The organism is Terriglobia bacterium (genome assembly GCA_036496425.1).
Classification (GTDB): domain Bacteria; phylum Acidobacteriota; class Terriglobia; order 20CM-2-55-15; family 20CM-2-55-15; genus 20CM-2-55-15.
The window spans coordinates 1-13036 of record DASXLG010000160.1 but is presented as its reverse complement, the minus strand read 5'-3'; the positions used below and the strand labels follow the sequence as shown (position 1 = coordinate 13036).

The window sequence follows — 13036 nt, the reverse complement described above, 5'->3', positions numbered from 1 at the left end:
ATCGGCCTACTGGAGACGGGCGTGCTCTGCTTTGGCTTGCTTGAGGATTGGGATCTCGGGATCGGCGTCCTTCCAGAGTGTCAGGAAGTCCTTGTAGGCGGATAGTGCCTTTGTCTTTTCTCCTGCCAGTGCCAGCGCGAGCGCCAACTGCCGCCGGGCTGCAGCGTCGACCGGATCTCCCGCCGCCAGGCCGGGATGCGCCAGCAGCCTGCTGAATTCGACGGCCGCTTCGGCTCCCCGATTCATCATCAGATAGGCAAGGCCGCGAACGTATATGGGATACATGTTGCCGTAGAAGTGATTAAAGGCCAGCGGGGGTATTCCAAATTCATAGCGCCGGTTGGCCTCCAGCAGATCGAGGGCTTTGCGCGGATCTTTTCGCGTGAGCGCAGCCAGTGCGCGCAAGGTAGGAACATAACTGGCCTGGACCTGCGTGTCTTCAGGGTGCTCGTTATCAAGTTTGGCAGCGAGAGCTTCGGCGCGTGCCGCTTCGCCGGTCAGACCCAGCGCAAATCCGGCGGCGTATTCGACTTCGCGCCCGTCGAAGGTCTTCAGCGCGGTTTCCGCCCGTTCGCGCGCAGAACTCTGATTACCGTAAAACGCACTCCATACGGCCGGGGCTGCCTGGAAGACGGCCGCGCGTTCCTGGAGCCCGGCGCCCCGCGCCATTTCAATTGCAGCGCGCGAGTCCCGCTCGGCTTCGGCCATGCGGCCGCCGCGGGCCGCAGCCAGAGCCTTAATATGCGATAGCACCATCGCGTTATCGCGTGTGTCGCGGCTCGCCGCCAGGACGTTTTCTATCCCCTTCCGGTCTTGCTTCAACAAGGCGAGCCGGTAACGCAGCGCCAGCACATCCGCTGACAACGCATGATGCGCGGCAGCAACCTGGAACGCTTTTTCCGCCTCTTCAAAGCGGCCCAGCAGGAAAAGGATCTGGGCCTGATTGCCGTAGGCAAACAGCGAGTCGGGGTTGAGCACCGACTCCTTTGCTGCCATTTCCAGAGCCTGGTCCAGGCGTCCCGTCCCGTTTGCGGCATATCCGGAGGACAGGCCGAATGCCTTTGAATCGCGCGGATAGGTCTGCCGCCACAACGAGATGGATTCCCACGCCTTCTCGAGATTCCCCGTAACGTTGCGATTGTAGGAGTACTCGATGTTGAACTTTTCAGGCCCGCTGGCGCGCTCCTTCGCTTGATAGGCCCGGATAGCGCTCTCCCGCGCCAGGGCAGTCTCTCCATGGCTGCTGTAGTTAATTGCCAAAAGGCTCCATGCCGCCGCGAACTGCGGATCCAGTTCCGTGGCCCGTTTGAGTTGAAGGGCGGCTTCGTCAACTCCGCTTCCGCCTTGCGCTGTCCCGGCCGTGTAAGCCTTTAGCGCCTCAAGCGAAGATGTGGTCGCCTCCTCCAGAGGAACGTCATGCTCGAGGATCGCCGCAAGGGATTCGCCGGCCCGGGCGCGAAACTTGCCGGCCATTTCGCTCAAGGCGCCCAGGACGTGCTCTTTACCCGGAGATTCCACTTGCTGATTGTCGATCGTTTCCCCGTTGGCGCATCCTTCGGCGCTCAGGCTCATGACATAGTGGCTGCCGAGACTCACGATCGATCCGGTGAGCATGGCCCTTGCGCCCACCCGCTCGCAAACCTCGCGGGCCGTCTCCCCGGTCAGAGTAGAATCACCAGCCTTGCCCATTAGTTTGAGGGCTTCGCTGATCTTTTGATCCGAGACCAGACTCAAATAAGGAGACTGTTGCAGCTGAGCAATCAGACCCTGCCTGAGGGTCTCGTCGAAAACCGCATCGCCGGTCTTATTGTCGAAACCCGCAACGACGATCGTGTCATGATCGGTCAGCTTCGCCTTGACTGGACGTGCGGCGAAGTAGCCTACGGCGGCAGCGGCCGCAAGAGCTGATGCGGTGGCGGGAATCCACCGTTTCCGCCGAGTCGACCGGGTCGCAGCCGCCCGCGGAGCCTCCGAGTCGCGCTTGAGGCGCACCAGATCGGCGCGGATCTCCGAGGCATGTTGATAGCGTAATTCACGATCCGTCTCCAGGCATTTTGCAAGGACGCGTTCCAGCTCCGGAGCCACGCGATCCAGTTTCAGCGCCGCCGACGGCGGAAAGCCCGTGGCCATTTCCCTCAGTACCAGACCGAAGGAAAACAAATCGGCTCGCGCATCCAGCGGCAGCCCGCGGAACTGCTCCGGAGCCATGTACGCCAAGGTCCCTATCACCGCGCCCTGCGCCGTAATCGCGGTCGCCGCTTCGCTCTCCGATGCGATACGCTGCGCCAGTCCGAAGTCCAGGATCTTCGCATGACCCAGGCTGGTGACAAAAACATTTGCCGGCTTGATGTCCCGGTGCACGATTCCCGTCTGGTGCGCGGCGACCAACCCCTCGGCGATTTCGATAGCCAGTGGAAGCAGGGTCTCCATTTCCATCGGACGCCCCTGAATGCGCTCCTTTAACGTTGCGCCCTCCAGGTGCTCCATCACCAGAAACGGCTGGCCGTCCTGTTCCCCGATATCGTGAATCGTGCAGATATTCGGATGATTCAGCGCAGACGCCGCGCGCGCTTCACGGCGGAAACGGTTCAAGGCTTCGGGGTCGGCTGCAAGTTCCGCCGACACAAACTTCAACGCGACATACCGCTGCAGCCGGATGTCCTCCGCTTTATAGACCAAACCCATCCCGCCTCCGCCCAGTTTCCCGGTAATGCGGTAATTCGAAACCGTCTGGCCTGTAAGGTCAGTGGCGGAATCTTTGCCCATGAGGACAACATACACGTTCGCCCAGTCCAGTGAAATGTAAGGGTGGACTGCCACATTGAGAACACCGCCCCAGGCGCAAACCGCAGTCAGGAGACTTTCAGCTGCTTTAGAAGATCAACTGTCTTACGATCAATCAATTCACCCTGGGCAAAGCGATAAAGCACACTGCCAATGTAGGTCTGATAGGGAATTCCAAGACGTTCCGCTTCGGTCTTCAGAGTTGCAAGTACTGATCCATCGAGCCGAATACTGATGGGGATTTTTGCGGCCTCCGGGTCCGATTTCGGCGTACCCGGCCGACGCTTGAGTTTTTTCAAATCATATTCCTTCTTCATACGTTTTTGTTTCCTTAATTGCCGCCCTACGTGCAGAGATCAGACGAATCACGCCGCCAGTTTCCCGTTCGCAGAAAACGATCAACAGCAATCGGCCGCGGGTCGAATACCCGATCCGGAGAAATCGGTCCTCCTCTTCGCTATGCTCTGGGTCCAAGAACTCCATCGAACGAGGATCTGCCCAAACAGTCTGCGCCTCTTCAAACAGATCCCATGTTTGCGATAGTTGTTCCGATTCTTGGATTCGTCCCATTCAAACCGCATATAGGTGTGTATGCTAGTGTATATGCGTAGTCAATGGGCGTTTGACTTGGGCTATCCGCGGCCGGTACGGGCACCTGGACTCAAGGACTGTCCGCAAATTTGCGGAAAAAGAGTCGGCAAGCACGAATGCGCCATCATCGCCGGCCAGAAATGTGCGTAAGGATCGCCATCGCGATCAGGTACGTGGAAATGTCGAACGCCGTCACTCCGAATAATTGCGACTGCAGATACCGGGCAACCAAGCCCGCGATCACCGCACCGTTCGCCAGGCCACCGATCATCAGGCTAAGCGCTTTGAGGCATCAAGCCGCGCCCGACGTTGTCGAACGAACTTTCGCGACTGAATTGTCGCGCGGCGACCGGATTTCCCGAATCGCCGGTAAGCCATGCTGTTGAGCGGCCTCGTTTTTTAGCGCTATCTGCTTCTTGTGGCAAAACGGCCTCTCCGGCTCACCTCTTCCGGAGCAGTACATACAATGCGCCGCTCCCTCCATCGGCCGGCCGAGCCGGGCAAAAGGCGAGAACGGCATCGCATTCACGCAGCCAGTGTTGCGTCTTTTGCTTCAGCACCGAGGTTCCGTTCGGCGAGCCGTGGCCCTTTCCGTGGATGACGCGCACGCTGCGCTGCCGATCCGGGCTGCGCGCGGCGAGGAGAAAAGCGCGCAACTCCGGTTCTGCTTCAGCGCTGGAGTATCCGTGCAGATCCAATTCACCTTCGATTGGAAAATGACCCTTCCGAAGTTTGCGGAGGACGTTCAGCTGTACTCCGCTTCTGAGAAAAGAGCTCTCATCCGGACTGCTCTTGTCCGAATCATCGCGCGCCGGCACCGCCCGGGTGTAAGCCGGGGCATCGCCCGACGGACCGTTTGAACGCTCCACCAGCCGGTGCTTGATCCGCTTAACCTCCTTCACGGCGTCGAGAAAGAGTTGCGCTTCCTGTTCTTCCTTTTCCCTCTGCGTCATTCGGAATGTTTTCGTCTTATTGGCCGAACCAATACAATAAGGAATTTTGAACGTGGAACGGTATATCGGCCGGGTGCGTCATGTACCAGTAAAGGACCCCGAACACAATGATAAAGCACCAACTAAGCGTATCCTCCAGCCATTCGAGGGACGGCGGTGGGGAATACGTACTTTCCACCCGGTGCTGGAGACCATATTGAATATCTTCCGCGGAAGGCAGCACCGGCGCGGCGGAAAGGCTTTCCGCAATCCACTTCAGGTCCTCCGGCTTCGACGCATAGAGCGTCATCTGATGAAGTACGCCGCGGATCTGTTCGATATCGGCGGCCGGGTCACCGTCCGCTCCACCTTCGGCGTTGATCAGTTTTACCTCGAGACCCGGCGTCACCAGGATATTCTTCGGCAGGATGCCGCCGTGGATGATTCCCTGCCGGTGAGCGCACGCCGCTTCAAAACAGATGCCGATACCGATGAAAAGAATCTCCTTCGTGGCAAGCGAATCCCTCGAACGAAGAATTTCCGCCAGCGTCTGCGCGTTTTGATTGTCGAAGGATTCGGCTGGAACGCCTTTGCCGAGAGCGCCCAGCCCTGCGGGCTCGACCCGGAATAATCGTTTGGCTCCCGAAACAGGATCTGTCTTCTGAGGCGCGACCAGCGAGCACGCCATGCGGCGGCGCTCCAGACGGTCGAAACAGCGGTAGATCTGCGGCAGGCGCCATTTGCCCAGGCGCCGCTGAACCCGCGTGACGACGGCAACCGCCTCGGCCGGGGCGCCCAACTCGAGCATGGCTTCGAGACAGAGCCGCTCGAGAGCATTCAGCTTTTGCGCCTTTCTTTGTGCCTTTCCTTCAGTTTTGAGCTGAATCCGGGCGCAGTAGCGGCAACCGGCTGCGCAGTCCACGACGACCAGGTGCTTGAACCAGGCGAAGCTTTCCCGAAATCCCGGCATCGGCAAATACCTATCATAAAACGTGCGTGTGGTCATCACATTACACTTGCCTCTCGAAGCGGTCTTCCGCATCATGGGCCGCAGAAGCAGATGGACTCGAGGGATCAGGTTCTTCAATTGTGCGCGATTTTCGCGCCATTCGTCATCGGAGTAGCGCTGTTGAACACGACCGTGCATCTGTTTCCAAACGTACCCGATCACATCCGTGCAATATCCCCGCTGTTGCCCGCCGAATTCGTCCGCAGCAAGCCGGACCTCGATAACCTGTTTGGCGCTCCCGGATCGGCAATCCGCCGGGCAGTTCTGGAAAGAAACGCATCCCATCCGATGGATGTTCTCGCCTTCTGGGGCCTCTTTTCGGCGGCGTCAGCCCTTGCAATGGCCGCCATCCGGCCCAAGCTGCGTAAACTCGGTATTGTCCTGATCGTGACGTCTGCCGCTTTTCTATTTCTCCGTGTTCAAGTGCTGGACTTGACCGCTGGCGCGGCGAATGCCGCTGTTTTCACAGATGAAGCCGCGCAAAACATTTACCGGTTGGCCCGGTTGCAATGGTCGCTGATGTTCCTGAACACCCTGTTCGGCAGTCTTCTGTTCCTTGGAAGTGCACCGGAGGTCAGGTCAGCCGCCTACCTCTCGATCATCTCAGCGATATTGGGAATGATCGGAATCGCCCTTTACACTCCACTGATTCCCTATGCGGCTCTTGGCATATTCTTTGCCGTGTCCGGTGTCGCCCTGTTCTGCTTTTTCAAACCGGAAATGGTTTGAAAATTTCCAGAGAGGTCATCCGCGTCATCTGCGGCTAAAACTCTTACCTAAGAAACGGCGGGTTTGGAGGTTAACGAGAGAGGGGGGTTCTATGAGGTCCAGCTTCACTCGCATCCTATTGGCCATCGCGGCTATGGCGGCCGGAGGCCTGCTGATTGCGCAAATCGGCAGCGATCCTGTCATGGAAAGTTATCTGACCCACGTTTCGACGGATAAACCCATCTACCGGACGGGCGAAAAGGTTTATGTCCGCGGGATTGTGCTCCGCGCAAACGGCCACTCCCCGATGCCGCCGGTGGCCGGCCAAAGCCGCACCGCTTCCTTTGAAATCAAGGGCCCTAAAGGGGATACGGTCGCGGCGGGTTTCTCGCCTATTAGCGAAAGCGTGGTGGGATTTGCCTGGGAGATCCCGGCAGGCCAGCCGGGCGGCGAATATACGGTCCGGATTTCTCACCCCTGGAGCGACCTTCCGGCCGAGCGCAAATTCGATATTCGCGCCTATCGCGCTCCCCGCCTGAAGAGCCAGATCGTCTTTGGCCGCGATGGCTACGGCCCTGGCGATACCGTTTCCGCAAGTCTTCATGTCGAACGCGCCGAAGGCGGGATTCCAGCCGGCGCCAAGGTCTCGGTCAGCGCCCGGGTTGACGGTGCGGAGATATGGACAGGCGCAACCCGGATCGATTCCTCGGGTAATGCCGGGACCAATTTCAAACTTCCGCCGGCTATCGGGCGCGGCGAAGGCGTTCTTGCGATGATCGTCGAGGATGGCGGCACGGTCGAGACCGCCACGAAAACGATTCCGATTCTTCTGCAGACTGTCGATCTCGCAATCTATCCGGAGGGCGGCGATCTCGTCGCCGGCTTGCCGAACCGCGTCTATATAGAAGGTAGAACTCCGGCCAAAAAGCCTGCGGATACCGCCGGCGTTATCGTTGACGCCAAAGGCAAGCAGGTCGCAACCTTCCGGACGGAACACGAAGGCCGCGGCCGCTTCTCATTGTTCCCTTAAAAGGTGAGAGGTATTCCCTTCGCATCACTGAGCCGGCAGGTATCAAGACCATCTATCCGTTGCCGGCTGTTAAAGAATCCGGAGTGGTCATCTCTTCCGCGTCCGATATCACCGCCAGAACAAAAGATGTCGTGGTTCGCGTCGCCGCCACTCAGGCCGGCCAATATGGTGTCGCGTTGAGCCAGCACGAGAAGGAAATTGCCTACAAGTCGATCGCGCTCGGTGCAAACGCAACAAGTACGGTAACTTTCACGGTTCCCCGATCGTTAGGCGGCGTGATCATTGCCACTGTCTTCGACGATCAGAAGACACCGCTGGCCGAACGCCTGGTCTTTCGCGCACCCGAACATCGGCTCAAGGTCCAGGTCACGACGGATCGCGCAGACTACGTTCCGGGCGACAAAGTCAGCCTCCGCGTGTCGACGACGGATGAAGCAGGCAAGCCTGTCGCCGCCGTCGTCGGCCTGACGGCCACCGACTCCAGCATTCTCGAGGTGATCGACAAGCGCGAACAGGCCCCTCGACTACCCGTCATGGTCCTGCTCGAACACGAGGTGAAGGACCTGGCCGACGCGCACGTCTACCTTGACGAAACCAATCCGAAAGCGCCGCTCGCGACCGATCTTCTGCTCGGTACTCAAGGCTGGAGACGATTTGCTTTCGTGGGAAACGGCGCCTTCAGCGGTGATGTCCGGGATTCCACGCATGCCTTGATATCCGGTGCGACGATTGAAGCCACAAATGTCGTCACGGGTTCCTTTGCCTGGGTGATTACGAGCCAAAGCGGTAAGTATACGTTCCCGGTGCTGCCGTCAGGAACGTACCGCGTGAGCGCGTTTCAACGGGGTTTCCAAACGCAAATCGTGGAATTGCAAGTCGGCCACAATGGACCGGCGCGGCAGGATTTTCGGCTTCAGGCGACGCCTGTCGCGCGAGTGGCGGAAATGGCTGCCGCGGGACCCATAGGAGCTGGCGGACGTGGCGGCGGACGCGCTGTTCTACCGCAAGCTCAAGCCGGGGCACCGCCGGAGCAGCAGGGACAGCAGGGGCAAGCCGCGGGAATTCTGAGCGGCGTTTTGGGAGGGGTGATCCGCCGCGCCAACGCGGACGTCAATGTTCCTGCAGCTGAACTTCCAGTCGACAAGGACATGGCCAGAGTCCTGCGCGACAAAAAACAACCCGCCGGCCGCCTGATTCCCAACAATCTCGTTGCGGTTCGAGAGTACGCACACGCCCTTGCTCCGGACTGGACGGAAGCGTCGCGCAGCGATTTCTCGGAAACGGTCTACTGGAATGCAGGCGTGAAAACGGACGAGCGAACCGGAATCGCCACCGTCTCCTTCAACCTCAGCGATTCGGTGACTTCGTTCCGGGTTCTTGCCGATGCCTTCTCGCAGGACGGGACACTGGGGTCCGGCGCCAGCGAGATCGAGTCTGTGCAACCCTTCTCCATCGAGCCGAAGATCCCGCTGCAAGTCACCAGCGGTGATGTCATTCAGCTTCCCGTTTCCATGGTCAATGGCGTGAGCCGGGAGCTTCGTGACGCCCAACTCACTGCGAAGGGACCTGACGGGATCCATTTCACGATGCCCGGCAGCAAATCCACAACTCTTGGTCCAAAAGAGCGCTCGCGGCAGCTCGTGCAGGTTGAAGTCGGCCGCGAGTTCAGCGGCCTGGCCAATCTCATGTTCGACGCGAATGCCGGGTCCTATAGCGATAGCGTTAAGCGAACACTCGATGTCCAATCGCCGGGCTTCCCTCACGAAACATCCATGGGCGGAACGCTCGAGCGGACTGGTTCAAGAACATTCGAGTTCACAATTCCGGAAGATGTCGTCCACGGAAGCCTGTCCTCGAGCGTGACGGTCTACCCCACTCCGTTTGCCAGCATGACGGACGCGCTTCAATCGCTTCTTCAACAGCCTTACGGATGTTTTGAACAGACCAGTTCGACAAGCTATCCCATGGTCATGGCCCAGCAGTATTTCCTCACGCACACGGGCGTGGACCCGGCGATCATCGAGAAGGCCAGGGACCTGCTCGAGGTCTCGTACAAAAGACTCACAGGTTTCGAGTCCCGGACGAGAGGCTACGAATGGTTTGGCGGCGATCCCGGCCATGAGGCGCTGACGGCCTATGGGCTGATGCAGTTCACAGACATGTCGCAGGTGCGCAGCGTGGACAAAGACATGCTCGATCGCACCCGGGGGTGGCTGCTTTCCCGCCGCGATAGTAAGGGTGGATTCAATTTGAGCTCGAAAGCGGTGGACACCTTCGGCCACGCCCCGGTCGATACGACGAACGCCTATATCGTTTGGGCTCTCATCGAAGCGGGTGAAAAGCCTGCAGGTCTGGCGAAGGAGATTGCCGCAATCAAGGCATCTGCCGACTCGACGCAAGACAGTTACATCCTGGCTTTGTCAGCGAACATCCTTCACGAAACCGGCGATCCGGCCGGCGCCCGCGAATTGATGGACAGGCTCGTGAAGAAGCAGGCATCTGCCGGCAATGTGGATGGCGCGGTCACCAGCATCACGCGCTCCGGCGGCGACGCCCTCGCGATCGAGACGACAGCGCTTTCGGTGCTGGCATGGATGCATGAGCCTGCCTATGCGGAAAATGTCGAACGGAGTATGCGGTGGATCATCCAATCGAACAAGAGCGGCCGGTTCGGTTCAACACAATCCACCGTTCTCGCACTCCGCTCGATCGTGGCGTATGACAACGCACATGCGCGGCCAAAGACGCCGGGCCGGATCGTTCTCGCTGTCGACGGCAAACCGGTGGGACAGCCGGTTGCCTTTACCGCCGATACAAAGGGAGCGCTCAAGCTCCCTGAATTCGCGAATGTTCTCGGCGCCGGTAAGCATGCGGTCGCCGTGAGGATGGAAGATGGATCGGACATGCCATTCTCGATCGGGATCCAATATCACAGCCTGCTTCCCGACAGTTCCGATCAGACCAAAATCGCCATCCGCGTCTCGCTGAAGGATTCGAGCCTTCAAGAGGGAGCCGTCACCGAAGCGGCAGTCTCTATCGCCAATAAAACCGGAGAGGCGATTCCCAGCCCAGTAGCTATTGTCGGGATCCCTGGAGGCCTGGAAGTGCGGCACGATCAATTGAAAGAGCTGGTCCGCGCCGGCAGAATCGATGCCTACGAAGTCATCGGCCGCGAGGTGGTCCTTTACTGGCGTTATCTGAAAGCCAACGACAACTTCGAACTGCCACTCAGCCTTGTGGCCGCAATACCCGGCTCCTTCACAGGACCCGCGAGCCGCGCCTACCTTTACTACACGGATGAGTACAAGAACTGGGCGCCGGGGCTGAGGGTGACGGTCACCGCCCGCTAAGATTTATTTGATGTTATTGGAAATTCGAAATTGGAGGTTCGAAATTGGAAATCGGATCTCCAATTTCCAACTTCCAATTTCGAATTTCCAATAAACCCGCCTACACCAACTGCCCGGCCTGAGAGAGAAACTGTCCGTAGGTGCCCTTGAAATCCTCGATGTGGCCGTGTTCGAAGTTCCAGATTCGCGTGGCCACCTCGTCGATCACATCGTGATCGTGGGTGACGAGGAGCAGAGTGCCCGGATATCGCTGCAACGCGATGTTCAGAGCATTGATGGATTCGAGATCGAGGTGGTTCGTCGGTTCATCCAGGACGAGAAAATTCGGCTTCTGGAGCATCAGACGGCAGAAGATGATTCGGGCGGCTTCACCTCCCGAAAGGACTTCGGTGCGCTTGAGCGCATCGTCGCCGCTGAACAGCATTTGCCCAAGCAGTCCCCGGAGTTCCTGCTGTGAGGCGGCCGGATCGAAGCTATGCAGCCATTCGATCACAGTGACGCCGGACGGGATCGACTCGCGGTGATCCTGCGCGAAGTATCCGACGGTGACTTCATGCCCCCATTTCACGGTTCCCGAATCGATGGGAAAAGCATGATCCGAGGGCGCGACATAATCGGCGGCATTGCGAATCAATGATTTTAGAAGCGTGGTTTTTCCGGCGCCGTTTCTGCCGATCAGCGCGATTTTCTCACCCCGGCTCACGTTAGCGATGAAATCGTGAAACACGCGGACGCGCCCGGTTGCTCCAGCGTACGATTTGGAAAGGTCCTCGATCTCGAGCGGGTGCCTTCCCGACGGCCGCACGACGTCGAAGCGAATGAAAGGCCGTTGAATATTGGACTTCGCGAGCTCCGAGGTCTGCAGCCGCTCCACTTCTTTTTTACGCGATTGCACCTGTGACGAACGCGTTCCGGCCGAAAACCGCGCGATGAAGTCCTGCAATTGTTCGATCTTTTTCTCGCGCTGCGCGTTGTCGGCTTCGATGCGCGACCGCACCTGCGTTTTTGCCAGCACCATATCGTCGTAGCTGCCGGTGTATGTAATCACGGTCTGATAGTCGATGTCGGCGGTATGCGTACAGATTTCATTCAGAAAATGCCGGTCATGCGAAATGACGATCAGGCATCCGTTATACGCGCGGAGATGATTCTGAAGCCAGTGAACGGAGTCGAGGTCCAGGTTGTTCGTCGGTTCGTCGAGCAGCAACACATCCGGGTTGCCGAACAGGGCCTGCGCGAGCAGGACGCGCACCTTCTGACCACCTTGCAGTTCGCTCATCCGGCGATCATGGAGGCTCTCGGGAATATCCAGACCGTCCAGGAGAATCGCGGCATCGACTTCCGCCGTGTATCCGTCTTCTTCACCGACAATCCCTTCAAGCTCGCCAAGGCGCATGCCGTCTGCGTCGGTCAATGTGCTGGAATCTTTGGCATATAGGATTTCGCGCTCCTGCATTGCCTCCCAAAGCCGTTTATTCCCCATGACAACGGTATCCATCACGCGATAGGCGTCAAAGGCAAATTGATCCTGGCTCAGCACTCCCATTCGCTTTGGCCGGGTGACGGAACCTTTTTCCGGATCGATTTCACCGGTTAAGATCTTCATTAGCGTGGACTTGCCTGCGCCATTCGGCCCCGTGATGGCGTAACGGCGGCCCGAAATGAAGGTGGTGTTCACATCTTCAAAGAGAACGAGGGCGCCGAAGCGCATCGACACATTATTTATAGAAAGTTGCATGATAAGGATAACTCCAAGCCCAAAAGAGCAGCCCTTGATTATAACCTGGGACGCCCGGGCTTCGGTAAAATACGCGAGTCCGGCTAACGGGCCTTTGAGGGGTCGCGCACCTTCAGTTTCGAGAAATATCGGCGATAAAAACCACGGTCGCGGCTCAGCAGGACGTCGGCCTGAATCATTGCGTGAGCGCCAATGATGAAATCCGGTATCAAATGGTCGCGAATCGTCGCGCCTTTCGGCGATTTCCGGTATTGCTTCCAGATCGAGCCTGCCAATTGGGAGCAATCAAGGCCAGCCGGGTCAAATTGAATCTGCAGCTTGGCGAAAGCATCACGGAAACTGTCATCGTCCAGAAATGAAGCGCGCACTTCCGCCCAAACGATTTCGCATGCAATGACGGCGCCTGAGTCTATGGCATCGCGGAGCACAGCCGCGGAAACTGCGCCAAAAACCGGATCGGGCAGCAGGACATCCAAAAGTACCGAAGAATCAACGGCGCTTCGCACGGCCTTTTATAGGTTTTGGTCCCCGCAGTTCGTCCAGCAACTCATCGGTTCTGCGCTTGGACCCTAGAATTCCGTACAGTTGGTCGACGGGGTGCTTTCCAGAACCACCCTTACGCAATAACGCGCCGTTCCTGGTGATCTCGAAGGTCACCACGCTGCCGGGCTGAAGACCGAGACGGCTCCTTATCTGAACCGGCACAGTAATCTGTCCCTTCGAGGAGATCACGCTTTTCATAAGTAAAGAATATCTCTCTTTACTTTGATAGTAAAGAGAGAGAGGTCCAGGGGCAGGCTCACATTCAAGATGAGAACTCCGGACGCCATTCGCTCAAGGGAACGGCCATCCCTTGAAAAGATCATCCCCGTGAAGGAAGCGTCCATTGGCATC

12 protein-coding genes are annotated in these 13036 nt (G+C 58.3%); 3 read left to right on the top strand and 9 right to left on the bottom strand.

The features are described 5' to 3' along the window. Positions 1–6: 6 nt before the first annotated feature. The 6 genes from VGK48_11400 to VGK48_11375 form a co-directional block, all read right to left on the bottom strand. Positions 7–2766, bottom strand: a complete 2760-nt coding sequence (locus tag VGK48_11400; protein ID HEY2381773.1) for a protein kinase — start codon at positions 2764–2766, stop codon at positions 7–9. A gap of 86 nt (positions 2767–2852) precedes the next feature. Continuing rightward, a complete protein-coding gene (locus VGK48_11395) occupies positions 2853–3101 on the bottom strand; it encodes a BrnA antitoxin family protein (protein HEY2381772.1) in 249 nt (82 codons plus the stop codon). After that, complete coding sequence (locus tag VGK48_11390; GenBank protein HEY2381771.1) at positions 3085–3267, bottom strand: BrnT family toxin; 183 nt, start codon at positions 3265–3267, stop codon at positions 3085–3087. The genes VGK48_11395 and VGK48_11390 overlap by 17 nt, the downstream gene beginning before the upstream one ends. Before the next feature lie 232 nt (positions 3268–3499). Then, a complete protein-coding gene (locus VGK48_11385; protein ID HEY2381770.1) occupies positions 3500–3646 on the bottom strand; it encodes a hypothetical protein in 147 nt (48 codons plus the stop codon). Between the two features lie 169 nt (positions 3647–3815). Continuing rightward, positions 3816–4328 carry a Smr/MutS family protein gene (locus VGK48_11380; protein HEY2381769.1) on the bottom strand — a complete coding sequence of 171 codons (513 nt, stop codon included), beginning with the start codon at positions 4326–4328 and terminating at the stop codon, positions 3816–3818. 16 nt (positions 4329–4344) lie between these two features. Further along, positions 4345–5277 (bottom strand): hypothetical protein, encoded by a 933-nt coding sequence (locus VGK48_11375; protein HEY2381768.1) that lies wholly within the window; start codon positions 5275–5277, stop codon positions 4345–4347. A 90-nt stretch (positions 5278–5367) separates the two neighbouring features. Here VGK48_11375 and VGK48_11370 point away from each other — a divergent pair, with 90 nt between their 5' ends. From VGK48_11370 to VGK48_11360, 3 genes are all read left to right on the top strand, one after another. Continuing rightward, positions 5368–6045, top strand: coding sequence for a hypothetical protein (locus tag VGK48_11370; GenBank protein ID HEY2381767.1), 678 nt, complete (start codon positions 5368–5370; stop codon positions 6043–6045). Positions 6046–6136: 91 nt separating this feature from the next. Then, complete coding sequence (locus VGK48_11365; GenBank protein HEY2381766.1) at positions 6137–7054, top strand: MG2 domain-containing protein; 918 nt, start codon at positions 6137–6139, stop codon at positions 7052–7054. A gap of 83 nt (positions 7055–7137) precedes the next feature. After that, a complete protein-coding gene (locus tag VGK48_11360) occupies positions 7138–10404 on the top strand; it encodes a carboxypeptidase regulatory-like domain-containing protein (protein HEY2381765.1) in 3267 nt (1088 codons plus the stop codon). 100 nt (positions 10405–10504) lie between these two features. On the opposite strand, the gene VGK48_11355 is transcribed toward VGK48_11360, so the two are convergent. The 3 genes from VGK48_11355 to VGK48_11345 form a co-directional block, all read right to left on the bottom strand. After that, complete coding sequence (locus tag VGK48_11355; protein HEY2381764.1) at positions 10505–12142, bottom strand: ATP-binding cassette domain-containing protein; 1638 nt, start codon at positions 12140–12142, stop codon at positions 10505–10507. An 83-nt stretch (positions 12143–12225) separates the two neighbouring features. After that, positions 12226–12648, bottom strand: a complete 423-nt coding sequence (locus tag VGK48_11350; protein ID HEY2381763.1) for a PIN domain-containing protein — start codon at positions 12646–12648, stop codon at positions 12226–12228. Beyond that, positions 12632–12883, bottom strand: a complete 252-nt coding sequence (locus tag VGK48_11345; protein ID HEY2381762.1) for an AbrB/MazE/SpoVT family DNA-binding domain-containing protein — start codon at positions 12881–12883, stop codon at positions 12632–12634. The genes VGK48_11350 and VGK48_11345 overlap by 17 nt, the downstream gene beginning before the upstream one ends. Between the last annotated feature and the right edge of the window lie 153 nt (positions 12884–13036).

Bases quoted from the DNA above. Each gene is read 5' to 3' on its own strand.
- VGK48_11345 (HEY2381762.1), bottom strand. From the start codon at position 12,883: ATGAAAAGCGTGATCTCCTCGAAGGGACAGATTACTGTGCCGGTTCAG.
- VGK48_11375 (HEY2381768.1), bottom strand. From the start codon at position 5,277: ATGCCGGGATTTCGGGAAAGCTTCGCCTGGTTCAAGCACCTGGTCGTC.
- VGK48_11355 (HEY2381764.1), bottom strand. From the start codon at position 12,142: ATGCAACTTTCTATAAATAATGTGTCGATGCGCTTCGGCGCCCTCGTT.
- VGK48_11385 (HEY2381770.1), bottom strand. From the start codon at position 3,646: ATGATCGGTGGCCTGGCGAACGGTGCGGTGATCGCGGGCTTGGTTGCC.
- VGK48_11370 (HEY2381767.1), top strand. From the start codon at position 5,368: ATGGACTCGAGGGATCAGGTTCTTCAATTGTGCGCGATTTTCGCGCCA.
- VGK48_11400 (HEY2381773.1), bottom strand. From the start codon at position 2,766: ATGGGCAAAGATTCCGCCACTGACCTTACAGGCCAGACGGTTTCGAAT.
- VGK48_11365 (HEY2381766.1), top strand. From the start codon at position 6,137: ATGAGGTCCAGCTTCACTCGCATCCTATTGGCCATCGCGGCTATGGCG.
- VGK48_11390 (HEY2381771.1), bottom strand. From the start codon at position 3,267: ATGGAGTTCTTGGACCCAGAGCATAGCGAAGAGGAGGACCGATTTCTC.
- VGK48_11395 (HEY2381772.1), bottom strand. From the start codon at position 3,101: ATGAAGAAGGAATATGATTTGAAAAAACTCAAGCGTCGGCCGGGTACG.
- VGK48_11380 (HEY2381769.1), bottom strand. From the start codon at position 4,328: ATGACGCAGAGGGAAAAGGAAGAACAGGAAGCGCAACTCTTTCTCGAC.